The following is a 26,177-nucleotide window of genomic DNA, read 5'->3' as shown; positions in this document are numbered from 1 at the left end:
TTGTGTGCCGTCCTACGCGTCCCCGGGAAAACCGGGCTTCTCCTGGTGATCCTTTTCGCCGCCGGTTTCGCGGCGCTCCCCGTTCTCGCGCTGCTGCCGTCGCTGTGGGGCTTCACGGCGGCATGGGCCGTGACCTATCTGGCGGACGAGGCACTGCACGCGAAGGCCCCGGGATTCGTCCGCCGCGTCGCGGCACTGCAGCTCAGCCGCACGCTGCGGTTCGCCGTGCGCACCGTGATGCTCCTCGCCCTGGCCGACCGGATGGACGCGCCGGGCGCGGCGCTGGTCACCGGGTTCGCCGTCCTCAGCGCCCATTTCCTGCTGGTCACGATGTATTCGGCGCTGCATCACGCGATCCGCAGGAGACGCGTCCTCCCGGTGATCGTGCGCAATCTCGACATGAGCGGAATCGATGTCCCCGAACGGCCGCCCGCCTATCTATACCGGCGATTCCTGCGCAAGCTGCTCCACCTCGACCTGCCGGCCCACGCGGGACTCCTCACCGCGCTGGCAACCGGAACCTGGTATTCGGCCTACGTCGGCTACGCACTGACGACGGTCGCCTCCCTGGCCGCCCTCGCCGCGCTGCTGGGCCAGTTCCGCGCAGTGCGCCGGATGCCCGGCCGGGACGCGGTGATCGGCGAGGTCAACCGCCAACTGGCCGCATACCGGCCCGAGGTGGCGCTGTACTTCAGCTTCGCGGCGGTGTCCCGCGACTTCATGTACCAGGTCAACATGTGGATCGAGACGCTGGAGCAGCTCGACCGGCGCCCGGTGATCGTCCTGCGCGAGCGGGCCTCGTTCCGCTTCCTGGGCCGCACCCGGATCCCCGTCATCTGCGTGCCCAAGGCCGACGACCTGGCCGAGCTGGAGCTGTCCGGCGTCCGGGTCGTCCTGTACCCCGGCAACGCCGGCAAGAACGTGCACATGCTGCGCGTCGCCGAGGCCAAGCACGTCTTCATCGGCCACGGCGACAGCGACAAGCTCGCCAGCAGCAACCGTGTCAGCAAGGTGTACGACGAGATCTGGGTGGCCGGAAAGGCGGGCCGGGACCGTTACCAGCGGGTGCGGCACGCCATCAGTGACGAGGCCATCGTCGAGGTGGGCCGCCCGCAGCTGGCGCCGGTCCGGCTGCACACCGAGCACGTCCCGGGCCCGGTGCCCGTCGTCCTCTACGCCCCCACCTGGGAGGGCTGGAGCGACGACGACTGCCACACCTCGCTGATCCCGATGGGCGTACCGCTGATCGAGGGGCTCCTCGCGGAGAACGTCCGGATCATCTACAAGCCGCATCCCCTCACCGGCAAGCGCTCCCCCGAGGCGGCCGCCGCGGACCAGGCCATCAGGGAGCTGCTGAGAGCCGACGACGACCGGGACATGGAGCTCGCGAAGCCCCGGCTGCAGGAGATACGGGCCCGCCTCGACGAGCTGTCCGGGCGCCACGAGGGCGACGACGCCCAGCAGTTGCGGGACGCCCGGGCCCCCGGTCCGGACGGCGCCGCCGAGTGGCAGGAGCTGCGCGCCGAGTGGCACCGGATCTTCTGGGCGAGCCGGGGCACCGCACGCCACCAGGTGATCCTCGACCAGCTGCCCACCCTGTACGAGTGCTTCAACCAGGCGGACCTGCTCATCAGTGACGTCTCCTCGGTGGTCGCCGACTTCGTGGCCAGCCTCAAGCCGTACGTCCTGACCAACGCCCAGGACCTGCCCGACGAGGAGTTCCGGGCCGCCTACACCACCGCGGGCGGCGCGTATCTGCTCGACCGTGCCTGCGCCCGGCTGCCGCAGATCCTGCGCTCGGTCCGCGAACCCCACCACGACCCGATGGCCCCGCAGCGCCGCATCCTCAAGGAGTACGTGCTGGGATCCGACCGGCCCACGTCCATGGAACGGTTCAACACTGCGGTGAACCACCTGGCCGACAAGGCGGTGGCGGAACGGGCCGAGGACCTCATCGCGCCGGTCACGGAACGGGGACCCGTCATAGACCACGAGCCCGTCCCAGAACACGAGCCCGCCGCAGCACACGAACCCGTCGCATAGCATCTCCCCGCTCCGGCAGGGCAGCGGACACGCGCGTGTCGTCCGGAGGTCGGCAAGCGTTAACCAGGGCGCCCGTCTCGCGACGACCCTGGAGCGACCCCCGTGCGAAAACCCCTCCCCCGCCTCCGGCCCGCACTGCGGCTGCCGGGCCGGCAGAACGCGACGAGAGCCCTCGTCGCCGCCGTCCTGGCAGCCGCCGTCGTCGCCCAGGCCGTCGCCGCCCTGCGTCCGCATGTCCCGCTGCTGCTCGCCGCGACGGTCGTCTCCCTGGCCGTCGAGGGCGTCCTGCACCGGTGGCAGCGGGGCATGGTGTCCCTGTTCGCCAAGACGCACGCCGACATCACCGTCCGGCACGTCCTGCGTGACCTGCTGCTGGTCGTCGGCCTGCTGCGGCTCACCCCGGAGGACGAGGAGACGGCGTACACCCTGCTGGTGGCCGGTCTGCTCGCCTTCTACGCGCTGCACTGCGCGATCCAGGCGGCCTCCGTCCTGGTCCGCCGCACCCGCACCCTGCCGGTCCTCACCCGGAACATCGACGCCTCCGCGCTCCGCCTGACCCCGGCGCCGCCCGCCCTGCTGCGCCGCCCCGGCCCCCGCCTGCTGGTCCACGGCCTGCCCGCCACCACGGGCCTGCTGGTCACCGCGGCCACCGGTGAGCCCCGCTGCGCGGCCTTCGGTATCGCCATGTCCCTCGGGCTCGCGCTCCTCGGCCTGTACGACCTTCTCGTACGGCTGCTGCCGAGCCGTCGGCCGGCGGGCGAGCAGGAGGTGCTGGACTGGTTCGACGCATGGCTCGCCGAATACCGGCCGACCGTGGGCCTCTACTTCTCGGGCGGCGCGTCCTCCGCCTACCAGGCCAACATGTGGCTGGAGCCGCTCGCGAAGCTGGAGGGGCGGCCGGTCATCGTGCTGCGCGAGCGGTTCATGATGCAGAAGATCGCCGCGACCGACGTCCCGGTCGTCTGCCTGCCGAAGGTCTCCACGCTGCTGCGCCTGGAGCAGTCCTCGCTCCAGGTCCTCATCCACCCGTCGAACTCCGGCAAGACCTCGCAGGTCCTGCGCATCCCGACGATCAAGCACACCTTCGTCAACCACGGCGAGAGCGACAAGCTGTCCTCCTGCAACCCGTACGCGAAGGCCTACGACGAGGTGTGGGTGGCCGGTCCCGCGGCGCGCGAGCGGTACGCGGCGGCCGAGGTGGGCGTCGAGGACAAGGACGTGGTGGAGATCGGCCGCCCGCAGCTGGACGCCGTACGGCCGCGTTCGGGGCCGCCGACGGGCGCCCGCACGACCGTGCTGTACGCGCCGACCTGGGAGGGCTGGGACGGCAACCCCGGCAACACCTCGGTCGTCGAGGCCGGGGAGAACATTGTGCGGGCCCTGCTGGCGGATCCCGGGGTCCGGCTGCTGTACAAGCCGCATCCGCTGACCGGGTCGGTGGAACCGCGCGCGGGCGCGGCCGACCTGCGGATCCGTGAGCTGGTGCGGGCGGCGAACCGGGAGCGGTCGGGTGAACGGCCCGCCGACGACGGTGAACTCTCGCGAAGGACACACGAGTTGGACCGGCTCACCGCCGCGTCCTTCCGGTCCGGCGCGGACTCGGTCGAGCGGATGCTGCTCCAGTCGACGCCGGAACCCGGCCGGGCGGCCGCGGTGACCGGGGCCACTGCGGCCTGGGAACGGGCGTACTGGGCCTCGCTGCCCGAGTGGGAGCACCAGATCGTGACCGGCGCCCGGCCGACGCTGTACGCCTGCTTCAACCGGGCGGACCTCCTGATCAGCGATGTGTCCAGCGTGGTCAGCGACTTCCTGGCGAGCGGGAAGCCGTACGCGGTCGCGAACACCAGCGGACTCACCGAATCGGCGTTCCGTACGGCGTTCCCCACCGCGGGGGCGGCGACCGTGCTGACGCCGGACGCGCTGGGGGTGCCCGCGCTGCTGGAGGCGGTGCGCCATCCCGAGCGGGACGAACTCGTCGGGGCGCGGGCCGAGTTGAAGCGGCGGTTGCTGGGACCAGACGAACCGTCCTCGCAGGAACGGTTCGACATGGCCGTACGGGCGTTGTGCGCGGTGGCACGGAAGCGGCGGCTTCCCGGGCAGCGGCGGGACGAGGAGACCGTGTCGGTCTCCGGGACGCTCACGCTGCCGGGGTGAGTGCCCTCCGCGCTTTGCGGACCGCCCGGCGCAGCAACTGGTCGACCCCCACCTCCCGGTAGCCCGGCACCTCGCGGGCCTCCCGCGGCTCGGCCAGATAGAGCGAGTCGGCCAGGCCCGTCGACCGGTCGCGGAAGAAGGGGTACGCGAAATACACCCGTCGTCCCCCCTTCTCCAGCACCGTCTCCGGCGTCTTCTTCGCCCTCATGAACTCCAGGACCTCCACCAGGAGATCCGGCCGCCCCGACGCCACCAACTGCAGCCGCAGGCGCTCGTGGACCCGGAGACGGTGGGCCACCTCGCCCGTCCAGTAGGCGTCGACCAAAGGCTTGGCCAGCGCCAGCTTCTCCTCGCGGACCGCCTCGCTGTCCTTCAGGAACTTCGGGCCGAACTGCGGGAGCAGGGTGACGAGGAAGGGGCGGACCATCAGCGCGTCGCGTCTCGCGCCCGCGGGGACCATCTCGGCGATCAGGTTCATCAGGGCCCGGGCGGAGTCGAAGCGCAGCGTGTGGCTGCCGGTCTTCGTGACGTGCTTGCCGTCCTCACGGCCCACCAGGTAGTAGCAGGTGTGGTCGGCGATCACGGAGACGCCGTCGGCCCGCAGATAGGCCTCCATGGTGAACAGGGCGTCCTCCCCGGTCCACAGGGACTCGTCGAAGCGCATGCTGTGCCGTTCGAGGAAGGCGCGGCGGAACAGCTTCTGCGCGCTCAGCGTGAACTTGATGTTGGAGGAGAAGACGTCGGTCCGCTCCAGTGTGCTGCCCCACATCGACGTCGGCGGTTTGCGGTTGACGCCCTCGACACGGCCGAGGACGACGTCCGTACCGTTGCGGTCGGCCATCGCGACCATCCGCTCCAGGGCCTCGGGGCCGAGCCGGTCGTCGGCGTCGAGAAAGAAGACGTAGCGCCCGGTGGCCTTGCCCAGGCCGACGTTGCGCGGGCCGCTGGGGCCTCCGGAGTTGTCCTGCCGGACCACCATGACGTCCAGGGGTGACCGCGCCGCGAACTCCTCCAGGTACTCCCCGGTGCCGTCCGTCGAGCCGTCGTCGACGGCGATGACCTCGATGCGTGGGTGGCCGAGGGTCTGTGCCTCGACGGAGGCCAGGCAGTCGACCAGGTAGGGCATCGCTTCGTAGGCCCCGACGACCACGGTCACGTCAGGCTGCGCAAGGGACATGATTCCCCCAGTCACGGTGGTTGCTTCCGACACCGGGATATACGCAAAAGGGCCCGGTTTTCGGGAGTCACCGCCGAAAACCGGGCCTTTTCTTTGCGAAGTGATGGTCAGACCACGGTCTCCGCCGCTCCCGCAGCCGCCCGTGCCTCCTGGCCGACGTTGCGCGCCTCGGCCTTGATCGTCAGGTTCGCCACCGCGGTGTTGAACTGCTCGATGGAGGTCGGCTCGTCCGGCCCGAGCAGGTACTGCTTGAGTTCCACGCGGTCCTCGGCCAGCGGGTCGGCCTCCGGGGCGCGGACCGCGTCCAGGAGCCCGCCCAGTTCGGCCGCGCTGTTGGACAGGATCGTGGCGGCCCGCACGGCGGTGTTCTGCCGCTTGAACTCCTCCACGCCCAGTTCGGCGGAGTCCGTGACCGCGTACGGCTTGCCGCTCGCGATGAAGTCGGAGACCACGCTGGAGATGTCGGAGACCATCGCGTCGGAGACGTTGAAGCAGTCGTACAGACGCGGCTCGGAGCCGGAGATCACGCGGTGCTCCCACACCGGGAAGGAACGCCAGTACGCGTCGTTCCACTCGCCGCGCAGGCGGCCGATCTCCTCGTACTTGGCCACGTCGACCACGCCGTCACGGCTGGCCTCCGCCTCGTCGCCCTTCTCGCCGCCGCCGCCGGCCAGGACGGCGAGCCGGGCCTCGATGCGGGCGAGGTCGGCCTTGGCCGCGGTCCGGATGGCCGTGTCGGCCTGGAAGCGGGCGTCGGCGGCACGCTCGGCCGCCGCCTTCTCGATCAGCGCGGTGATCTTCTGGTGCGCGGCGCCGGCCTTGGCGAGGACCGTGCCGGTGAAGGGGTGCGGCTTGTAGAGGACCCGCACCGGCGGGTCGGCCTTCAGCAGCTTCCGCACGATGCTCTCGCCGGCCAGCATGAGCGAGGTGTTGCCCGGGTCGCCGTCCCAGCCCTCCCAGGTGGGCGCGTACAGGACCGTGGGCATGTGGCCCTCGGGCACCCCTGCCCGGACCTGGATCGGCGCCAGTTGCGGGCGGCCGACCTCGACGATGTCCTCGTCGCGGACGCCGACGTCGGCGATGGCGTAGCGGTCGCGGCCCGCCCGGCCGGCCACCCAGACCTCGTCGTAGGCCTTGCTGAACGGGTTGACGCTCGCCAGCTTGTCGCTGTCGCCGTGGCCGATGAAGACGTGCTTCATGGTGGGGACACGCAGCAGGTGGATGTTCTTGCCGACGTTCGCCGCGTACAGCGCGACCCTGACCGTGGACAGGTCCATGTTCATCAGGTGCACCCCTCCGGGCACGCAGATGACGGGGACCGTGGTGGGCGCGAGGTTCTGCAGGATGACGCGCTCACGCAGGATGATCAGCGGCCTGGAGTCCAGCTGCTCCATGGTCTCCAGCCACATGTTGACCTGGTAGACGGAGTCCTTGGAGCCGGAGAAGTAGAGCACGGTCTCCGGCTTGTAGTCGCGCAGCCAGTCGTCGACCTTGGCGAGGATCTTGTCGGCGTTCGGCGGGACCTTCTTGCCGCGCACGTACGGCATCAGCGCCAGGACGTACAGGGAGCCGAGCGCGATCGTCGCGCCGATGCCGAGGAAGGCAGGCGTCGGCGAGTCCAGCTGGGCCGCGACGAGTATGCCGACCACGGCCGCGAGGTCGAGGTGGAGCATCTTCTCGGCGGAGCGGTTGAGCAGCCCCATCGGCGGAGCGTCCGGGATGCGGACACGGGAGGCCAGGTCGACGTTGCGGGTGGCCACCGGCAGGCGGCGGCGGTTGCGGATCAGGGTGACCAGCGCGCCGTGCGGGGCCTGGAGGCCGTAGAACGCGATGAAGCAGGCGGTCGCCCCGTAGAAGATCAGACCGTCCGAGAGGCTCATGCGGGCCAGCAGCAGGATCAGCAGGAGCTGTCTGATCAGGAAGCGGATCGACAGGCCCGCGCGCACCTTGCTGAGGCGGTTGACCAGATAGCTGCCCTGGCGGTGCAGATAGTGGTCCGCGAGGTAGGTCACGGCGGTCGCGGCCGCGAAGGCGGGAACGCTCGGGACGAGCGCGGCCACCATTATGGCGGGGAAGCCCGCCATCATGAGGACCGCCGCAGCAAGCTCGGCCGCGCTGCCCACCCGGGCGACGCGAATAGCGGTGCTTATCACTGAAAACCTGCTCTGGGAGGGATGCCGGTTGTTTACGAATTAGTGATGCTTAAGGCTTCAGGCCCCTGTGAATGCACCAGGAACGGGCAGCCACAGAGGCCTGAATTTGCGGAAGACTATTTGTGCCCGATTATGCCACGCCGTCCTGGCGGTCCAGGACACTGGCCAGCGCCTGCTCGAATCCGGAGGCCTGGCCGGCGGAGGCCGTCGGGTCCTGCTGGCGGACGTCGATGACGTGGCCGGTCAGCTCGGAGAGCAGCACGTCGAGCGAGGTGCGGGCCACCGCCTCGGAGGACAGCAGGCTGCCCGTGGGCTCCTGCCCGAAGGCCTTGGTGCGCATGGGAGTGGCGGTGCGCTCGGGGTTGATGCAGTTCACCCGGATGCCGTCACCCGCCCATTCGTCGGACAGGGCCTGCGTCAGGTTGACCATCGCCGCCTTGGTCGAGGAGTACAGGCTGTACTCGGCGCGGCCGCGGGTGTAGCTGCTGGAGGTGTACAGCAGCAGCTGGCCCTTGGTCTCCGCGAGGTACTTGTACGAGGAGCGGGCGATCTGCACCGGGGCGAGGTAGTTGACCTTCAGCGCCTCCTCGATGGTGGCGTTGTCGGTCTCGGCGAGCTTGCCGATACGCAGCACACCGGCGGTGTTGACGACGTAGTCGATGCGCCCGGTCTCGCCGTACGCCTTGGACAGCGCGTCGTCGACCTCCTCCGGGTTCTCCACGTGGGTGCCGGTGGTGGAGCGGCCGAGGGCGTACACCTTCGAGCCGAAGGACTCGGCGAGTTCCGCGATGTCCTTGCCGATGCCGTACGAGCCGCCGAAGACGACGACGGTCTTGCCGGTCAGCAGCTCGCGGTAGGCCGCCTCGTCGACCTGCTCCGGTGCCGCCGTGGAGGCGAGCTGGAACAGCTTGTCGGCGATGAAGACGTCGACGGGCTGGGTGACCTTCATGTTGTACTCGTCGCCCGCGACGACGTGGATCGGCACGTCCGGCAGGTACTTGAGCACGACCGAGCAGTCGTCCGTGGCCTGGAAGTTGGGGTCACCGGCGGCGACCTCGTAGGCGCGCTTGATGGTGGACAGCTTGAAGGCCTGCGGGGTCTGCCCGCGGCGCAGCCGGGAGCGGTCCGGGATCTCGGTGATGAACTCGCCGTCCCCGCCGTGGGTGCGCGTGACGATGATGGTGTCCGCGGACGGGATGGCGACGTCGACGGCCTGGAAGCGCTCCAGGGCGACCACGCAGTCGTCGATGACGCGCCGCGAGAGCAGCGGGCGTACGGCGTCGTGGAACAGGACGTTGCGGTCCTCGCCCTCGGCGAGGCCCTCGCCGAGGGCCGTGATGGCACGCTCGGTGGTCTCGTTCCGGGTGGCGCCACCCTCGATGATCTTCTTGACCTTCCGGAAGCCGGCCTTGGCCACGATCTTCTCTATGTCCGGAACGTAGCCCGGCGCCATCAGCACGATGATGTCGTCGATCGAGTCGGCGTTCTCAAAGGTGGTCAGGGTGTGCTCGATGACTGCCTTGCCGGCGATCTTCAGCAGCTGCTTGGGGATCGAGAGACCCACGCGCTGACCGGTACCACCGGCCAGGATCACTGCGGTGGTACGGGGCTTGGCGATGTGCTGGGACACAGAAGACCTACCTCGGGGCGACAGGGAACGGGGAAATGGTCCCACTTGCGGTTACCGCAGTGCAAGGTGACCGCCGTTCGCTGCATATGTGCACGCTACCTGTCATTCATCTCGCACTGCCGGTAACGGCGAGGATGTATGAGTTCAGCGCCGGCGCAGCTTCTTCAGACACCGGTGACCGAGTACCCGCATCAGTTCCTTCGACGACGTCTGGTGCACCGTGCGCGCCTTGGCGGGCGAGGTGTGGCGCACCGGCGCCTCGGCCGCCGCGGCGAGCGCCCCGTACAGCGCCTGGGCCGCCACCTCGGGCGAGATCCGCGGGGCGGGGATCCCGTCGAGCGCGGGCGCCTTCGGTACGGCGGACAGGAGCCCGGGGTCACCGATGACCCGCACCCCCGTGTCACGGATCCGCCCCGCCATCTCGGCGCCGATTCCGGCGGCGGCTTCCACGGCCCACTCGGGAGTGAGGATCTTCACGTCCTCGGGCGAGGGGCTGCACGCGTTCTTCATATGCATGACCGCGCCGTTGCGGACGAGCTTGGAATACAACTCGTCGGGCAGTCCATTGCCGCGGAATTCCTTGTTAAGATTCCGCAGCATTTCGGTCTCGGCAAGGGTAAGAGAACGATTCGCGGTGTCCGGGACGGGCTGAATGAGATTTTCGGGCAGCCCGAGGAGCCGTTCGAAAGTGCGCAGCAGTCCGCCCCGGTCGCAGTCGTCGACCACGACGACGGTGACCCGCCCGGGACCTACCGCCCGGACCCAGCGCTCGACGAGCCGGTCGTGCCGGTGACGGCGCCAGAAGCTGGGGTTGGGCTGCTCGTACGGCGCCTTCCTCAGCATGTGGGTGAGCCAGTCCTCGTAGCCCATGCGCAGGCCGTTCTGCACGTACTGCTGCCACTGCGAGGGCATGATCCGCACCAGCGGCCGCAGCGTGACCAGGATGTGTACGCGATCCCCGCCGAGCTGCTCGACGATCCGGGCGATCGTGGCGTCGTCCTCGGCGTCGGCGAAGAACTCGCTGCTGATGACGGAGGTGCGCTTCCCGGTGGCCTCGACCTGTTCCAGCAGCCGCGTCCAGTGCTTGTCGGTGGGCGTGGTGTCGCCCATCATCGCGGGCCTCGCGCACGCGGCCAGAGCGGCCTCCATGGGGTGTCTGCTGTGCGCCGGGAACACGACACCGTGCTCGGGCAGCAGGTCCCTGGCTGCGAAGAGCGCGCTCTGGATGGCGGTCGTGCCGGTCTTGTGGGGGCCGATGTGCAGCAAGCGCGTGCCTGCGGGCAGCGGAGCGGTCACGCCGTTCACCGGAAGGTCGTCTCTCGTACAGTCCGTCTCCATAGTCAGAGGACGGTAAGAGAAGTGCCTGAGTGTTGCCTGAGAGGAGGCTGGGACCGTGATGAGGACCACGCCCCTCTCAGGCGACGCACTCACACCAGACGGACTCCGGGCGTGCCCTCGTCCACCCGCAACCGCGCGATCGTGCTCGCCGCGGACTGGGGGGCGACCACCGTGTCCACGGCTCTGACCCGCGCGTCGATGCCGTACCGGTTGATGTCGAAGAGGTGGTAGCCACGGTGGGCGTCGATGAACTTCCAGTGCGGGTTGTCGGCCTTCAGCGGGTCCCACTGGGCGTGGAAGGCGGCCTGGTCCTGGTCGCCGTTGCTGGAGATGGACGTCCCGACGAACTCGGCGCCCACCACCCGGGAGGACGGGTCGGCGTAGTCCTCCTTGAGGTCGCTGATCATCGTGAGGTGGCGGTCGCCGGAGAGCACGACCGGGTTGCGCACGCTCCTGAAGTCCTGCAGGAGGGCGTTGCGTTCGACCTGGTAGCCGTCCCAGGCGTCGTAGTACCAGAGCTTGCCGTCGCCGGGCAGGATGTCGGTCTCGGCCATCATGATCTGCGAGGCGATGAGGTTCCAGCGGGCCGGGGAGTCCCGCAGCCCGTCCAGCAGCCACTGCTTCTGCTCGGCACCGAGCATGGTGAGCGCGGGGTCCTGGGCGGCCGCCTGGTTGGTCACCTGGTCGCTGCGGAACTGCCGGGTGTCGAGCACGTTCAGCTGGACCAGCCGGCCGAAGTCCAGGCGCCGGTACATCTGGATGTGCGGGCCGTTGGGTACGGCGGTGGCGCGGACCGGCATGTGCTCGTAGTACGCCTGGAAGGCCGCGGTGATCCGGGCCACGAACGCGTCGTGCGGCTGCTTGTCGGGGTCCTGGGGGATCTCGCCGGCCCAGTCGTTGTCGACCTCGTGGTCGTCGAAGGTGACCACCCAGGGCGCGTTCGCGTGGATCTCGGCGAGGTCCGGGTCGGTGCGGTACTGGGCGTACCGGTTGCGGTACTGGACGAGGCTGTACGGCTCCCCCGTGCCCTCGTGGCGACGCGGGCCCGCCGACGACGGCGCCGACTCGTAGATGTAGTCGCCGACGAACAGCACGACGTCGGGGTCCTGGTCCAGCATGTCGGCGTACGGCGTGAAGTAGCCGTTCTGCCAGTTCTGGCAGGAGGCGAGGGCGACGCGCAGGGTGCCCTGGGAGGTGTACGCGGCGGGGGCGGTGCGGGTGCGGCCGGTACGGGAGATCTGGCCGTCGGCACGGAAGCGGTACCAGTACCTGCGGCCCGCGCGCAGCCCCCGTACGTCTACGTGAACGCTGTGTCCGTATGCGGGCAGGGCCTGGACGGTGCCCCGGCTGACGATCTTGCTGAAGCGCTCGTCCTCGGCCAGCTGCCAGTCGACCGGTACGGCCCGGTCGGGCATGCCGCCGCCGTTGAGCGGGTCGGGGGCGAGCCTCGTCCACAGCACGATGCCGTCCGGCAGCGGGTCGCCGGAGGACACGCCAAGGCTGAACACACCGTCGGGCAGCGGGGTGTCCGCTGCCCGCGCGGTGCCCGGCAGCCACAGCTGGGCGGAGGCGGCGGCGCCGAGCACGGCGGCGCCGGCGGTCAGAAAGCGGCGTCGGCCGGGTGATGCTGCTCCGTACATGGGCGAACTCCCTTGCGTCGCTTACCTGTTGGACCCCCTGGAAGCTCACGCTTCGGGGTGATCCGTGCGTTGAACCAGGGTGTTCGCGTGCATGACAAATAGGTAGACAACAGAAGAGCCGTTGCGACTCGGGAACCACATGATGAACGTGATCCCGGCGCAACGGCCTTCAGGACACCGCCGACTGACGATCTTTTGGTTTCCGGTTGACGAACCCCAAGCCCAGAGGGGCTTTCACGGCCGTGATGCCGAGGACCTGAGTGGCCGAAGGTCGGCGTGCCGTCGGGCACCACGACGGTGGCCGGAATCGGCGGGCCACCGGGGTCCGTCGCCGTTCACATCACCCACATGGAGGGCCCTGCCGGACGCGACGCCCTCGGTCCGGGCGGTCCGCGGTTCGGCCCGGTCCGGCCCGCGGCGATGTCGTGGACCGGGGTCAGCGTGTGAGCCCGCCCAGGTGCCCACCGGCATGCTTCCAGCACGAGTCGTGCCCGTAGCCGACGGCCCGATCGCGGAGCCGCTGCGGGTGAGGGGCCGCGGGCCGCGGCCAGGTCACGCTGGTCGGCAACGGTCAGCGGATCGGTCGCCGTGCACCCGCCGCCGATGTCCGCCGTCGCGAGGTGTCCTCGGCGCCCGGCCGGTCATGGGCCGCGTGGCGACCTGCGGGAGACCCGAGCCGTCGTGCTCAGCGGCCCCGCCCGTGCACCCGTCCCCTCAAGGCCGGCGCACTGCCGAACCGGTCACCGCCTCGGAACCGCGCTGTTCCGGCCGACCACCTGCCCGGCCGCGACCCTCGGCGCGCTCACCGAGCCGTACAACAGGGGGCGGACAGCGCTACGGCCCCGCCGCCCCTCGGCGGCGAGCCCCGTGCGCCATCCTCTTCGCCAGGAACAGACCTAGAAGGGCTCGAAGTCCTCGAACTCCTGCGCGGCCTCGTCCCGTTCGGCCTGCTTGTCCCGGCGGCGCTGGGTGGCCGGACGGGGCTCGTCCAAGCGGTGGTCCTCGCCACGCCGGCCGAGCATCTCTGCGCCTGCCATGACGGTCGGCTCCCAGTCGAAGACGACCGCGTTGTCCTCGGGGCCGATGGCGACGCCGTCACCCGAACGGGCACCCGCCTTCATCAACTTCTCTTCCACACCGAGGCGGTTGAGGCGGTCGGCGAGGTAGCCGACGGCTTCGTCGTTGCTGAAGTCGGTCTGCCGCACCCAGCGCTCCGGCTTCTCGCCGCGCACCCTGAACAGCCCGTCCTCCTCGCGCGTGACGGTGAAGCCCGCGTCGTCCACGGCCTTGGGCCGGATGACGATCCGGGTCGCCTCCTCCGTCGGCTTCGCGGCCCGCGACTTCGCGACCATGTCGGCCAGCGCGAAGGACAGCTCCTTCAGGCCGATGTGCGCGACGGCGGACACCTCGAAGACCCGGTACCCCCGCGACTCCAGATCCGGCCGCACCATCTCGGCGAGGTCCTTGCCGTCCGGTACGTCGGTCTTGTTCAGGACGACGACACGGGGACGGTTGTCGAGGCCGCCGTACTCCCTGAGCTCCGCCTCGATCATGTCGAGGTCGGAGAGCGGGTCGCGGTCGGACTCCAGCGTGGCGGTGTCCAGGACGTGCACGAGGACGCTGCAGCGCTCGACGTGCCGCAGGAACTCAAGGCCGAGGCCCTTGCCCTGGCTGGCGCCCGGGATGAGACCCGGCACGTCGGCGATGGTGTAGACGGTCTCGCCGGCCGTCACCACGCCCAGGTTCGGCACGAGGGTCGTGAAGGGGTAGTCGGCGATCTTCGGCTTGGCCGCGCTCAGAACCGAGATCAGCGAGGACTTGCCCGCGCTCGGGAAGCCGACCAGGGCCACGTCGGCGACGGTCTTGAGCTCCAGGACGATGTCCTGGAGGTCTCCCGGCACGCCGAGCAGCGCGAACCCGGGCGCCTTGCGGCGGGCGGAGGCCAGCGCCGCGTTGCCGAGGCCGCCGCGGCCGCCCTGGGCCGCGATGTACGTGGTGCCCTGTCCGACCAGGTCGGCGAGGACGTTGCCCGCCTTGTCCATGATCACGGTGCCGTCGGGTACGGGCAGGACCAGGTCCTGGCCGTCCTTGCCGGACCGGTTGCCGCCCTCACCGGGCTTGCCGCTGGTGGCCTTGCGGTGCGGGGAGTGGTGGTAGTCGAGCAGCGTGGTGACGGACTGGTCGACGGTGAGGATGACGTCCCCGCCCCGGCCGCCGTTACCGCCGTCGGGTCCACCGAGCGGCTTGAACTTCTCCCGGTGGACGGAGGCACAGCCGTGGCCTCCGTTACCCGCGGCGACATGCAGTTCGACGCGGTCCACGAAGGTGGTCATGGGATGTGCCTCCAGTTACTTACGAGTCTGTTCTTCGATCAACACGCGAAAGGCGGACCCGCTTCCCGGGAGGGAAGTGAGGTCCGCCTCGCGAAAGTTTCCGATCAGGCGACCGGAACGATGTTCACGACCTTGCGGCCACGGTGGGTGCCGAACTGCACCGAACCCGCCGCGAGGGCGAACAGCGTGTCGTCGCCGCCACGGCCGACGCCACTGCCGGGGTGGAAGTGGGTGCCGCGCTGGCGGACCAGGATCTCGCCCGCGTTCACGACCTGACCACCGAAGCGCTTCACGCCGAGGCGCTGGGCGTTGGAGTCACGACCGTTACGGGTGGACGATGCGCCCTTCTTGTGTGCCATCTCTCCTCAGTCCCTTACTTCGCAGCCGCGGGGATCTCAGTGACCTTGATCGCCGTGTACTGCTGGCGGTGGCCCTGACGACGGCGGTAGCCGGTCTTGTTCTTGTAGCGAAGGATGTCGATCTTGACGCCCTTGTGGTGGTCCACGACCTCGGCCTGGACCTTGATACCGGCCAGCACCCACGGGTCGCTGGTCACAGCCTCGCCGTCGACAACGAGCAGGGTCGAGAGCTCGACCGTGTCGCCAACCTTGGCAGTGGAAATCTTGTCAACCTCAACGATGTCGCCGACAGCAACCTTGTGCTGGCGACCACCGCTGCGCACGATGGCGTACACGCGGATCTCACTCTCTCGCTCGGGGACGGCACCCCCGCAGTCCAGCCGCCCGGCAGAACAAGCGGCCTCTCCCGGCCGGAAAAGCCCGAGAGGAAGAGGTTTACGGGGATGAGGCGCGTCCAATAACTGTGGACACGCCGACGGTCAAGGTTACGGGGCCACGGCCGAACGGGTCAAACCGGCCCCGCCTCGCTTCAAACGTACGGGTCAGGAACCGAGGGAGCCGAGGCTCTCCCGGTAGGCCACGCACGCCTCGTAGGAGGGCAGCAGGCCCTGCTCGCGGGCCTCGGCCAGGGTGGGCGCCTGCTCGTCCTTGGGGGACAGCAGCGGGGTGATCCCCTCGGGCCACTCGATGCCGAGCTCCGGGTCGAGCGGGTGGATGCCGTGCTCGCGCTCGGGCGCGTATCCCTCCGAGCAGAGGTAGACCACGGTGGCGTCGTCGGTCAGCGCCATGAAGGCGTGGCCGAGTCCCTCGGAGAGGTAGACCGCGTGGTGGTCCTGGTCGTCCAGGCGGACGATCTCCCACTGGCCGAAGGTCGGCGAACCGGTCCGGATGTCCACGATCACGTCGAGGACCGCGCCGCGCACGCACTTGACGTACTTGGCCTGCCCGGGCGGTACGTCGGCGAAGTGGACGCCGCGCAGCGTGCCCCGGCTGGAGACGGACATGTTGGCCTGGGCCAGGTCGAGCGGGTGGCCCGCCGCCTCGGCGAAGGCCGGGGCCTTGAACCACTCGTGGAAGCTGCCGCGGCCGTCGGGGAAGACCTTCGGCTCGAACACCCAGGCACCGGAGATCGAAAGGGGTCGCATCGCTGGGTTCTCAGCCCTTCTTCTGGTTGGTCAGGGCGCGCTTGAGCCACCCGGCGGCCCGGCGCCACAGCGGGCGCGGCGCGGCCGTCTTCTTCTGGGGAGCGGCGGCGGCCTTCTTGGCGTCGGACGCGGTGTGCCGGTCGATCACCTTGGCGGTGCCGTCGGGGGCGACCACCACGTCGACCGGGAGCCGGGTCCACTTGCGCTCTCCGCGGGCCGCGGACGGCACACCGATACGGACCGCCCAGCGCAGGCCGGTGAGCTGTTCCAGCGGCAGCGTGGCGGTCGCGATACGGCCGTCCAGGACGGCGTCGGCCGGGTACTTGCCGACGTTCTTGCGCTCGAAGCGCAGCTGGACGGAGTCCCCGCCGGTCGCGGCGATGTGCAGCGGCAGCGGCAGCCGTACGACGGTCCCCTCGACCGCGGCCTCGGCGGGCGGCATGACGGCGACCGCCTCGCCCTCCAGCTTGTTCGTGTGCTGGTCGACGTCGAGCGAGAGGTTGCCGGGACCGTCGGTCCAGTACGGCAGGACGAGCCTCTTGGGCTCGCCGGTGAGGGCGGCCAGGCGGCCGGCCTCGACGTCCTCGCCGCGCACCGCGCCGAGCCGGGTCTCCTTGCTCCAGCCGCAGGACTTGACCCTGAGGTGCAGGTCCCAGATGCCCTTGTCGAGCGGGACGCCGGAGGCCGCGGTCTCGGGGTCGAGCTCGGCGCGGGCGGAGATCCGCTGGCGGAAGACACCGTCCCCGGCGGGCACCTCGTGCAGCTCGCTCTTGACGGGCAGGTAGAACTGCCGGGCGTCCTCGCGGTGCCGGACCACCAGGTCGACGTCGCTCTTGTCGAGCGGGGCGTCCAGCTTGATGCCCTGGCGGGCCAGATCGCCGAGCGCCGCCCCGGACAGCGGCAGCGCGAGCAGTTCGCGCTCGCCGTCCCGGCGGAAGGTCATCGGCTCGTCGTCGATCTGGAGTTCGGCGTCGAAACCGACGTGCAGGGTGCCGTCCTGCCACTCCAGCGAGGTGAGTTCGCCGGTGGGCTTGATTCCGGCCTCCCACTGGGCGAGGTCGTGGATCTCGTCGTAGCGGTCGGCGAAGATCAGCCCCGCGACGACCTTCTGGGTGAGGCCCAGACGGGCCACGACACCCGGTCCGAAGCGCTCGGTGACCACCTTGCGGATCTCGGTGTACAGCTCCTCGGCGTAGTCCTCCGGGAGCTTGAGCAGCCGCTGGCCGCGCAGCCGCTCGACCATCTCGTTGCGCAGCCAGCGGCTGAACAGCTTGTCGCGCAGCGCGCCGGGCTCGGTCAGCGACTCGACGACGTCGAGGGCCTCGCGCAGGTTGCCGAAATAGCCGACCGGGTCGAAGCGCTGGAAACCGGCGTTGGAGCCGTCGTCACGGGTGATGTGGTAGTAGCACAGGTAGTCGCTGAGGACGGAGACGTTCTTCGCCCGCAGATAGGTCTCCACGACGAAGACGTGGTCCTCGAGCCGGCGGCGACCCTCCTTGAAGCGGATCTCGTGCTCGTTCAGGAAGTCCCGGCGGAACATCTTGTGCGGGGTGAGGCTGTCGATCAGCGGCGCGTTGGACACGCTGGCCCGCGGCCGGTTGACCCGGAACAGCTCCTGCGGGACGGGGCGTCCGATACCGGCCATCTTGCCCACGACGACGTCGGCCTCGTTGGCCTTGCCGTACTCGTACATCCGCTCGAGGGCCTCGTCGCCGAGCCAGTCGTCATGGTCGGCGAACATGACGTACTCGCCCTGCGCGGCCGCGAGGCCGGTGTTGCGGGGGCGGCCCGACCAGCCGGAGGACTCCTGGTGGATGACGTGGAAGTGCGGGTGCTCGGCGGCGAGCTGGTCCAGCCGTGCCGGGGTCTCGTCGGTGGATCCGTCGTTGACGAAGAACACCTCGAACTCGTCCGGGGTCAGGCTCTGCCGGAGCAGGCCCGTGATGCAGTCCTCGACGTATTTGCCGGGGTTGTAGACCGCGATGACGACGCTGACCTTGACCGTCACGCCGTGTTCTCCTTCAGATGGACCCGGTGGATCTCCGGGAAGGCCTCGGTGAGAGCCGTACGCCAGTCGCGCAGCGGCTCGATGCCGGCCTGGGCGAACCGGTCGTGACCGAGGACGCTGTAGGCGGGACGGGGCGCGGGGCGCACGAACGCCTCGCTGGTGGTGGGGCGGACCCGGTCCGGGTCGGTGCCGAGCAGGCGGAAGATCTCCTGGGTGAAGCCGTGCCAGGTGGTCTCGCCGGAGCTGGTGCCGTGATAGACGCCGGCCGGGGCGGTGCCGGCCAGGGCGCCGCGGCCCAACTCGACCAGCAGGCCCGCGAGATCGGCGCTCCAGGTGGGCTGGCCGCGCTGGTCGTCGACGACGTCGAGGGTGTCCTTGACGCCTTCCAGCTTGATCATCGTGCGGACGAAGTTGGGGCCGCCGGCGCCGTAGAGCCAGGCGGTGCGCACGACGTACCCGCGCTCGGTCGCCAGCACCGCCTGCTCCCCGGCCAGCTTGGTGCGGCCGTAGGCGCTGCGGGGCGCGGTGGGGGCGTCCTCGGCGTACGGCTGTGTCGCGTCGCCGGCGAAGACGTAGTCCGTGGAGACGTGCAGCAGGACGGCGCCGGTGCGGGCGCAGGCCTCGGCGAGGTGGCGCGGTCCGTCGCCGTTGATGGCGAGCGCCTCGTCCTCACGGGTCTCGGCGTCGTCGACGGCCGTCCAGGCGGCGCAGTTGACGACCACGGCGGGCCGGTGCTCGTCCAGCGCCGCGCTCACGGCGTCGGCGTCGGTGAGGTCGAGGGCGGCGCGGTCGAGGGCGACATACCGCTCCCCCGCCTCGGACAGCCGGGCCAGGACGTCCTGGCCCAGCATGCCGCCCGCGCCCGTGACCAGCCAGGTGCGGTTGTCGGTCACAGCGCGGCCCGCTCCTTCAGCGGCTCCCACCAGGCACGGTTGTCGCGGTACCACTGCACGGTCTCCGCGAGGCCCTGCTCGAAGGTCTTGCGGGGCTCGTAGCCGAGCTCCTCGCGGATCTTGGTGCAGTCGACGGAGTAGCGGCGGTCGTGGCCCTTGCGGTCCTCGACGTACTCGACGCTGGTCTCCCAGTCGGCGCCGCACGCCGTCAGCAGCAGCCCGGTGAGCTCCTTGTTGGAGAGCTCGGTGCCGCCGCCGATGTTGTAGACCTCGCCCGCGCGGCCCTTGGTGCGCACGAGCTCGATGCCCTGGACGTGGTCGTCGATGTGCAGCCAGTCGCGGACGTTGCCGCCGTCGCCGTACAGCGGGACCTTCTTGCCGTCGAGGAGGTTGGTCACGAAGAGCGGGATGACCTTCTCGGGGAAGTGGTGGTGCCCGTAGTTGTTGGAGCAACGGGTCACGCGCACGTCCAGGCCGTGGGTGCGGTGGTACGACAGCGCGATCAGGTCGCTGGACGCCTTCGCCGAGGAATACGGCGAGTTGGGCTCGAGCGGGTGCGTCTCGGGCCAGGAACCCTCGTCGATCGAGCCGTAGACCTCGTCGGTGGAGATGTGCACGAAGGTCTTGATGCCCGCGCGGTGGGCCGCGTCGATCAGGGTGTGGGTGCCGACCACGTTGGTGCGCACGAACTCCGCGCCCCCATCGATGGAACGGTCCACGTGCGACTCGGCGGCGAAGTGCACCACCTGGTCGTGCTCGGCCATCAGCTTGCCCACCAGCTCGGGGTCGCAGATGTCGCCCTGCACGAAGGCGAACCCCGGGTGCTCGCGCACCTCGTCGAGGTTGGCCGGGTTGCCCGCGTAGGTCAGCTTGTCGAGGACGGTGATCGAGACATCACCGGGGCCCTCGGGGCCGAGCACGGTACGGACGTAGTGCGAGCCGATGAAGCCGGCACCGCCGGTCACCAGAATCCGAGTGGTCATGAAGAGATCTGCACCTTGCTGTGATCACCGAGCACGAGCCGGTGTGCCTTGGGGTTGCGGGGCGCGGGCGTGACCTCGACGTCACGTCCGATGAGTGAGGCCTCCACGCGGCGCACGCCGGTCACGGACGAGCCGCGCAGCACGATGGAGTACTCGATTTCGCTGTCCTCGATCCGGCAGTTCTCGGAGACGGACGTGAACGGGCCGATGTAGGCGTCGTTGACGACCGTGCCGGCACCGATGATGGCGGGCCCGACGATACGGCTGCCGCTGACGCTGGCGCCGGCCTCGATGCGGACCCGGCCGATGATCTCGCTGGTCTCGTCGACCGTGCCCTCGTTCACCGGATCGACGGTCTCCAGGACGGACCGGTTGACCTCCAGCATGTCGGTGACGTTGCCGGTGTCCTTCCAGTAGCCGGAGATGGTCGTGGAGCGCACGTCGCGCTTCTCGTCGATCAGCCACTGGATGGCGTGGGTGATCTCCAGCTCGCCGCGCCAGGACGGCTCGATGGAGCGGACCGCCTCGTGTATGGCCGGGGTGAACAGGTAGACGCCGACGAGCGCCAGGTCGCTCTTGGGCTCCTTCGGCTTCTCCTCCAGGCCCACCACCCGGCCGCTGCCGTCGAGTTCGGCGACACCGAAGGAGGTGGGGTTGGGAACCCGGGTCAGCAGGATCTGCGCCTCGGGCCGCTCGGCGCGGAACTCGTCCACCAGACCCGTGATGCCACCGACGATGAAGTTGTCGCCGAGGTACATGACGAAGTCCTCGTCACCGAGGAACTCCTGCGCGATCAGGACGGCGTGGGCGAGGCCCAGCGGAGCGTCCTGCGGGATGTAGGTGACCTCGATCCCGAACTGGGAGCCGTCACCCACCGCCTCACGGATCTCGTCCGCGGTGTCGCCGACGACGATGCCGACCTCGGTGATCCCGGCCTCGGCGATCGCCTCGAGGCCGTAGAACAGCACCGGCTTGTTGGCGACCGGCACCAACTGCTTGGCGGAGGTGTGGGTGATCGGGCGGAGGCGGGTGCCCGCTCCCCCGGAGAGCACGAGAGCCTTCACTGGAATCCCTATTTGTCTAAATTAAGCGTCAATCTCGGCTCACATCATAGCCCTGGCGACAGGCCCGGGATTCACCGGGCATTCACATGACAGCTCCTCTGGCGACAGCTGTCCGACGGGCGCATTACCCACAGAATCACGGAATCCGCCCCCGGCGAACCGGGGGCGGATTCCGATCTTCGGATGGCCGAATCTATTCGGTGACCGTCTGTCAGGCCTCGTCGGCCGGGGTCGAGACGGACCGCGGCGACTGCTGCTCGGCCGCCACCGTCTTCTTCGACGCCGCCTTCTTCGCGGTCGTCTTCTTGGCGGCGGTCTTCTTCGCGACGGTCTTCTTGGCAGCCGTCGTCTTGGTCGCGGCCTTCTTCGCCGTGGCCTTCTTGGCCGTCTTGCGGGCCGTCTTCTTGGCCGGAGCCGCCTCCTCGGCGGGCTCCTCCGCGGCGGCCGGCGCCTCCGCCGTGGGCACGACCACGACGGCCGTCTCCTCGGACGCGGTGGGCGCGGTGGCCTTGCGGACGGCACGGCGACGCGGACGGGCCGGGGCGGCGCTCTCGGCGACGGCTTCGGACACGGCCGGCGCGGCCTCCTCGGGCTGGGCCTCGGCGGCCTCCACCACGACCGGGGCGGTCTCGGCGACGGTCAGCACGGCCGCCTCGGCGCCCGTCGGGGAACCGGCCGGAGCCGACGCCCTGCGGGTGGCCCGCCGACGCGGCCGGCCCTGGGGAGCGGCCTCGACGGCGGGAGCGGCCTCGACGACCGGGTCTTCCGCCGCGACCGGCTCGGCCTGTGCCTCGGCAGCCGTCTCCGGCTGCACGGGACGCACGGCCTCCGCCTCGACGGGCACGGCCTGAGCGGTCGGCGCCTCCAGGCTCTCCGCGCTCTCGGAAGCCGGGCTCTCCTGGACGTCCGGCGCCTCGAAGCCGCCCGACCTCCTCGACCCGGCGCCCCGCGGCGCACCGGCCGGAGACGACGCCCGGCGGCTCGACCTACGACGGCCACGCCCACGCGTGGCCGCGGCCTCCGCCTCGGCGACGCTGCTGTACAGCTCCTCGTCGGCCGCGAAGTCGGGCGGGGTGTACGCGATCGGCTCGGCCACCTCGGCGGCGACCTCGGCCTCGGACTCGACCTCGGTCTCCTCCAGCTCCTCCACGGCGGCCACGGCCTCGTGCGTGTGCTCGTGCCCGTCACCGCCGCGTCCGCGCTTCTTGCGCTTGCCGCCGCCACCGGCGGAGGTCGGCGTCTCCATGTGCACGATGACACCGCGGCCGTTGCAGTGGACGCAGGTCTCCGAGAACGACTCCAGCAGGCCCTGGCCGACCCGCTTACGGGTCATCTGGACCAGGCCCAGCGAGGTGACCTCGGCGACCTGGTGCTTGGTCCGGTCCCGGCCCAGGCACTCCAGCAGGCGCCGCAGCACCAGGTCCCGGTTCTGCTCCAGGACCATGTCGATGAAGTCGATGACGATGATGCCGCCGAGGTCGCGCAGCCTGAGCTGGCGCACGATCTCCTCGGCCGCCTCCAGGTTGTTCCTGGTGACCGTCTCCTCGAGGTTGCCGCCCTGACCGGTGAACTTGCCGGTGTTGACGTCGACGACGACCATCGCCTCGGTCCGGTCGATCACCAGCGAACCGCCGCTGGGCAGCCAGACCTTGCGGTCCAGCGCCTTGGCGAGCTGCTCGTCGATCCGGTACGTGGCGAAGACGTCGACCTCGGAGGTCCACTTCGACAGCCGCTCGGCCAGGTCGGGCGCGACGTGCGAGACGTATCCGTGGATGGTGTCCCACGCCTCGTCACCGCTGACGACGACCTTGGTGAAGTCCTCGTTGAAGATGTCGCGGACGACCCGGACGGTCATGTCCGGCTCGCCGTACAGCAGCGTCGGGGCGTTGCCGCTCTTCGCCTTCCGCTGGATGTCCTCCCACTGCGCCTGGAGCCGCTCGACGTCGCGGCGCAGCTCGTCCTCGCTCGCGCCCTCGGCGGCGGTGCGCACGATGACGCCCGCGTCCTCGGGGACGATCTTCTTGAGGATGGTCTTCAGACGCGCGCGCTCGGTGTCGGGCAGCTTGCGGCTGATGCCGGTCATCGAGCCCTCGGGGACGTACACGAGGTAGCGGCCCGGGAGGGAGACCTGGCTGGTCAGACGCGCGCCCTTGTGTCCGATCGGGTCCTTGGTGACCTGGACGAGCACGGGCTGGCCGGACTTGAGGGCCGCCTCGATCCGGCGCGGCCCGTTGGCCATGCCGAGCGCCTCGAAGTTGACCTCACCGGCGTACAGGACGGCGTTGCGGCCCTTGCCGATGTCGATGAAGGCGGCCTCCATCGACGGCAGCACGTTCTGGACCTTGCCCAGGTAGACGTTGCCGACGTACGAGGTCGACTGCTCCTTGTTGACGTAGTGCTCGACGAGCACGCCGTCCTCGAGAACGCCGATCTGTGTGCGCTCGCCGCTCTGGCGGACGACCATCACCCGCTCGACGGCCTCACGGCGGGCCAGGAACTCGGCCTCGGTGATGATCGGAACGCGTCGGCGCCCCTGCTCGCGCCCTTCCCTGCGGCGCTGCTTCTTGGCCTCCAGACGGGTCGAGCCCTTGATGGACTGGACCTCGTCGGACGGCTCGGTGCTCTTCTCGCGCACGGGACGCGGCTCGCGCACCTTGACGACGGTCCGCTCGGGGTCGCCGTCACCGGGCTCGACCTCGGAGGAGGAGTCCCCGGCCCGACGCCTGCGGCGACGGCGACGACGGCTGCTGGAGCTGGAGCCGCCCGACTCGTCGGAACGGGCGTCCTCGTCGTCCTCGTCGTCCTGCTCGGCGCCGTCGTCCTCCTGGGCTGACCGACCGCCCTGCTCGGCGGCGGGCTCGTCGGAGTCCTCCGAGTCGTCGTCGGACGCCTCGGCGGACTCGCCCCGGCGACGGCGACGCCCACCGCGACGGCGACGGCGACGCGACCCGGTCTCCTCGGTCTCGTCCTCCTCGACGGAGTCCTCGCCGACGTCGTCCGCTTCCTCTTCTTCCTCCACGGCCGTCTCGGCGACGGCCTCCTGCACCTCGGGCTCGTCAGCGGCGCCCCGGCGACGACGGCGACGGCGCGGCCCGGTCTGCTCCTCGGCGATCTCCTCGACCGGCTCGGCGGCCTCGGCGGGCTCGCTCTCCTCGACCTCCGCCTCCGCGGCGGCCTCGGCGGCGGCCCGCTGCGGGGTCTGGAACTGCGGCTCGGTGAAGACGGGCGCCTGGAACACGGCAACCGCGGGCCGGGCAGGCCGGCGCGGCGACTCGTCCTCGTCCTCGTTCTCGGCGACGCCGCCCTTCCGCGCGGGCTCGGAGAACCCGGTGGCGGCCTGACGAACGGCCCGGCGACGGCCACGACGGGGAGCGGCGTCCTCGGCGGGCACCTCCGCCGGTGCTTCGACGGGCGCGGCGCTCTCGGCGGCCGGCTCGGACGGCGCGGCCTCGACGGCCTCGCCCTCGGGAGCGTCGGCGGGCGTGGAGACGCGGCGCGTGGCACGCCGACGGGTACGACGCGGAGCCTCGTCCTCCGTCTCGGCGGCCTCGGCGGGCACTTCCGCGGCCACCGGCTCAACGGTCTCGGAAACCTCAGCGGCCTCCGGAGCACCCGCGGGCGCGGAAGCGCGCCGAGCGGCCCGGCGACGGGTACGCGCGGGCGCGGCGGTCTCGGCGGCGGGTGCCTCATCGACGGACTCGGGGGCGGCGGGCGCCTCGGCGGTCACCGGCACCTCGGTCTCGGCGGCTTCAGGAGCCCCGGCGGGCGTGGACACCCGCCGTGTGGCGCGGCGACGGGTACGCGCGGCCGGCGCGGCGGTCTCCACGGCAGTGTCGGCGGCAGGCGCCTCATCGACGGACTCGGGTGCTGCGGCGACCGGCACCACGGTCTCGGCGGCCTCGGCCGCCGCGGGCGCCCCGGCGGGAGCGGACGACCGGCGGGTGGCCCGCCGACGCGGACGCCCGGCAGGCGCAGCGGCCTCCGCCTCGGCGCTCTGGGTGATCTCGACGTTCTCGTCGAGCTTCTCCTCCTCGTCCGTGACGAGGTCCTCGGCCTCGGCGGCCGCTACGGCCGGAGCGACGATCTCATCGCCGTCCGAGACGGCGGCGACCGGCGGTCCCGCCGGCCTGGAAGCGGCCCTGCGCCGACGACGCGGCGGCAGGGTGTCGCTGGGAGTGTTCTGTTCGGAACCCTCGATGGGTTCGGTCGGTTCGAGCATGCGGGCGTTTCTCCCGTCAGGCTCCCGGGCGCCGCACCTGGTCCGGCGGGAATGCCGGTGACGTCCGCGGCTCGCGCGATGCGCGGTGCCGCCGTCCGGGGCGCGGGCGCCGCACGGGAGCTCTCTAGTGTCCTGTCTCGCCGGTTCCGTACGCCCTGTTGGGTACGGCCTGGCGAAAGTCTTGTGGTCAGTGCGCTGCCCGACCCAGATGGCTCCCGAGTACATGGGCTGCGCTACGACGCCCGTCCTTCGCGGGACCTTCCTTACGCCGACGCCTTCGCGGTGGCAGTCGGTTCGGCCGTGGAAAGGGCCTCGACTACCTCGCGGTCGGGCGCGAGCGGGTCGGTCACCGTGCCGGTCTCTTCATCGAGCAGCCCCTGCGCCAGCCTGGTCACCGCTGCGGGGACCGGCGGCGCCAGGTCGGCCACGGCGCGGAGACCGGACAGGACGTCGTCGGGTCGAACGGCAGGCGTCACGTGCCGAACAACCAGCCGCAGTATCGCACAGGGCTGGTCGCTCGGCCTATCAGCAGATTCACTGTGTGTTTCAAGACGCACGACTGCGGGGCGTGCGTCGAACGTTCGAAGGCCGTTCTTGGTCGTCCGCTGGACCTCGACGACCTCGGCGGCGTTGAACGCGGCGACCGCGCGACCGAGCTCCGCCGGGTCCACACCGTCCAGCCTGAGCTCCCACACGGAAGCGGTGAGCCGGTCGGCGAGCCCCGAGGTCCGGACCTCGACCGCGTCGATGACATCGAGCCCGGTGGGCAGCGACTCGTCGAGGAGGAGCCGGAGCTTCTCCGGGTCGCGCGCCTTGGTGAGCGCGATCTCCAGGTACTCCGCCTCACTGCCCGTGCCGGTGGGTGCGGCATTGGCGTACGACACCTTCGGATGCGGCGTGAACCCCGCCGAGTACGCCATGGGCACCTCGGCTCGGCGCAGTGCTCGCTCGAAGGCGCGCTGGAAGTCACGGTGGCTGGTGAACCGGAGGCGGCCGCGCTTGGTGTAGCGCAGTCGGATGCGCTGCACCGCCGGTGCG

The 26,177-nt window shown here is 70.4% G+C and carries 17 protein-coding genes; 2 read left to right on the top strand and 15 right to left on the bottom strand.

The window, feature by feature from the left end:
* Nucleotides 1-45: 45 nt before the first annotated feature.
* Together ACFYRX_RS36505 and ACFYRX_RS36500 are read left to right on the top strand one after the other, a co-directional pair.
* Nucleotides 46-2,043: a hypothetical protein gene (locus ACFYRX_RS36505; protein ID WP_389109520.1), complete on the top strand. Its 1,998-nt coding sequence runs from the start codon at nucleotides 46-48 to the stop codon at nucleotides 2,041-2,043.
* Nucleotides 2,044-2,178: 135 nt separating this feature from the next.
* Complete coding sequence (locus tag ACFYRX_RS36500) at nucleotides 2,179-4,197, top strand: hypothetical protein (protein ID WP_389109849.1); 2,019 nt, start codon at nucleotides 2,179-2,181, stop codon at nucleotides 4,195-4,197.
* On the opposite strand, the gene ACFYRX_RS36495 is transcribed toward ACFYRX_RS36500, so the two are convergent.
* The 15 genes from ACFYRX_RS36495 to ACFYRX_RS36425 form a co-directional block, all read right to left on the bottom strand.
* Nucleotides 4,181-5,374: a glycosyltransferase family 2 protein gene (locus ACFYRX_RS36495; protein WP_389109517.1), complete on the bottom strand. Its 1,194-nt coding sequence runs from the start codon at nucleotides 5,372-5,374 to the stop codon at nucleotides 4,181-4,183. The two genes, ACFYRX_RS36500 and ACFYRX_RS36495, sit on opposite strands and share 17 nt — an antisense overlap.
* A 107-nt stretch (nucleotides 5,375-5,481) precedes the next feature.
* Nucleotides 5,482-7,527, bottom strand: coding sequence for a hypothetical protein (locus ACFYRX_RS36490; protein ID WP_389109514.1), 2,046 nt, complete (start codon nucleotides 7,525-7,527; stop codon nucleotides 5,482-5,484).
* 130 nt (nucleotides 7,528-7,657) lie between these two features.
* On the bottom strand, nucleotides 7,658-9,157 hold the full coding sequence (locus ACFYRX_RS36485) for an SDR family NAD(P)-dependent oxidoreductase (protein WP_389109511.1): 1,500 nt from the start codon (nucleotides 9,155-9,157) through the stop codon (nucleotides 7,658-7,660).
* 144 nt (nucleotides 9,158-9,301) lie between these two features.
* The gene (locus ACFYRX_RS36480; RefSeq protein ID WP_389109508.1) at nucleotides 9,302-10,495 is read right to left on the bottom strand and encodes a hypothetical protein; all 1,194 of its coding nucleotides are present in this window, start codon (nucleotides 10,493-10,495) and stop codon (nucleotides 9,302-9,304) included.
* Between the two features lie 89 nt (nucleotides 10,496-10,584).
* On the bottom strand, nucleotides 10,585-12,135 hold the full coding sequence (locus ACFYRX_RS36475) for an alkaline phosphatase D family protein (protein ID WP_389109506.1): 1,551 nt from the start codon (nucleotides 12,133-12,135) through the stop codon (nucleotides 10,585-10,587).
* 896 nt (nucleotides 12,136-13,031) lie between these two features.
* Nucleotides 13,032-14,468: a GTPase ObgE gene (gene obgE / locus ACFYRX_RS36470; protein ID WP_389109505.1), complete on the bottom strand. Its 1,437-nt coding sequence runs from the start codon at nucleotides 14,466-14,468 to the stop codon at nucleotides 13,032-13,034.
* Between the two features lie 104 nt (nucleotides 14,469-14,572).
* Nucleotides 14,573-14,827, bottom strand: a complete 255-nt coding sequence (rpmA, locus tag ACFYRX_RS36465; protein ID WP_031130899.1) for a 50S ribosomal protein L27 — start codon at nucleotides 14,825-14,827, stop codon at nucleotides 14,573-14,575.
* A 14-nt stretch (nucleotides 14,828-14,841) separates the two neighbouring features.
* Nucleotides 14,842-15,162: a 50S ribosomal protein L21 gene (gene rplU, locus ACFYRX_RS36460; protein WP_030601628.1), complete on the bottom strand. Its 321-nt coding sequence runs from the start codon at nucleotides 15,160-15,162 to the stop codon at nucleotides 14,842-14,844.
* Nucleotides 15,163-15,369: 207 nt separating this feature from the next.
* Nucleotides 15,370-15,972 (bottom strand): dTDP-4-dehydrorhamnose 3,5-epimerase, encoded by a 603-nt coding sequence (rfbC, locus tag ACFYRX_RS36455; RefSeq protein WP_389109503.1) that lies wholly within the window; start codon nucleotides 15,970-15,972, stop codon nucleotides 15,370-15,372.
* Nucleotides 15,973-15,982: 10 nt separating this feature from the next.
* Nucleotides 15,983-17,980, bottom strand: a complete 1,998-nt coding sequence (locus tag ACFYRX_RS36450; protein ID WP_389109499.1) for a glycosyltransferase family 2 protein — start codon at nucleotides 17,978-17,980, stop codon at nucleotides 15,983-15,985.
* Nucleotides 17,977-18,873, bottom strand: coding sequence for a dTDP-4-dehydrorhamnose reductase (rfbD, locus tag ACFYRX_RS36445; RefSeq protein ID WP_389109496.1), 897 nt, complete (start codon nucleotides 18,871-18,873; stop codon nucleotides 17,977-17,979). Before rfbD ends, ACFYRX_RS36450 begins: the two co-directional genes overlap by 4 nt.
* Nucleotides 18,870-19,856 carry a dTDP-glucose 4,6-dehydratase gene (gene rfbB / locus ACFYRX_RS36440; protein ID WP_389109493.1) on the bottom strand — a complete coding sequence of 329 codons (987 nt, stop codon included), beginning with the start codon at nucleotides 19,854-19,856 and terminating at the stop codon, nucleotides 18,870-18,872. The genes rfbD and rfbB overlap by 4 nt, the downstream gene beginning before the upstream one ends.
* Nucleotides 19,853-20,920: a glucose-1-phosphate thymidylyltransferase gene (locus ACFYRX_RS36435; RefSeq protein ID WP_389109491.1), complete on the bottom strand. Its 1,068-nt coding sequence runs from the start codon at nucleotides 20,918-20,920 to the stop codon at nucleotides 19,853-19,855. The genes rfbB and ACFYRX_RS36435 overlap by 4 nt, the downstream gene beginning before the upstream one ends.
* Before the next feature lie 211 nt (nucleotides 20,921-21,131).
* Nucleotides 21,132-25,139 (bottom strand): Rne/Rng family ribonuclease, encoded by a 4,008-nt coding sequence (locus ACFYRX_RS36430; protein WP_389109488.1) that lies wholly within the window; start codon nucleotides 25,137-25,139, stop codon nucleotides 21,132-21,134.
* Nucleotides 25,140-25,402: 263 nt separating this feature from the next.
* Nucleotides 25,403-26,167, bottom strand: a complete 765-nt coding sequence (locus tag ACFYRX_RS36425; protein ID WP_389109485.1) for a TIGR03936 family radical SAM-associated protein — start codon at nucleotides 26,165-26,167, stop codon at nucleotides 25,403-25,405.
* Nucleotides 26,168-26,177 lie beyond the last annotated feature (10 nt).

It is taken from the genome of Streptomyces sp. NPDC005374, assembly GCF_042872225.1.
Taxonomy (GTDB): domain Bacteria; phylum Actinomycetota; class Actinomycetes; order Streptomycetales; family Streptomycetaceae; genus Streptomyces.
Note: the sequence above shows the minus strand (reverse complement) of the source record. Positions and strands in the feature narration are given on the sequence as shown.

Bases quoted from the DNA above. Each gene is read 5' to 3' on its own strand.
- ACFYRX_RS36495 (WP_389109517.1), bottom strand. From the start codon at position 5,374: ATGTCCCTTGCGCAGCCTGACGTGACCGTGGTCGTCGGGGCCTACGAA.
- ACFYRX_RS36480 (WP_389109508.1), bottom strand. From the start codon at position 10,495: ATGGAGACGGACTGTACGAGAGACGACCTTCCGGTGAACGGCGTGACC.
- ACFYRX_RS36475 (WP_389109506.1), bottom strand. From the start codon at position 12,135: ATGTACGGAGCAGCATCACCCGGCCGACGCCGCTTTCTGACCGCCGGC.
- obgE (WP_389109505.1), bottom strand. From the start codon at position 14,468: ATGACCACCTTCGTGGACCGCGTCGAACTGCATGTCGCCGCGGGTAAC.
- rpmA (WP_031130899.1), bottom strand. From the start codon at position 14,827: ATGGCACACAAGAAGGGCGCATCGTCCACCCGTAACGGTCGTGACTCC.
- rfbC (WP_389109503.1), bottom strand. From the start codon at position 15,972: ATGCGACCCCTTTCGATCTCCGGTGCCTGGGTGTTCGAGCCGAAGGTC.
- rfbB (WP_389109493.1), bottom strand. From the start codon at position 19,856: ATGACCACTCGGATTCTGGTGACCGGCGGTGCCGGCTTCATCGGCTCG.
- ACFYRX_RS36430 (WP_389109488.1), bottom strand. From the start codon at position 25,139: ATGCTCGAACCGACCGAACCCATCGAGGGTTCCGAACAGAACACTCCC.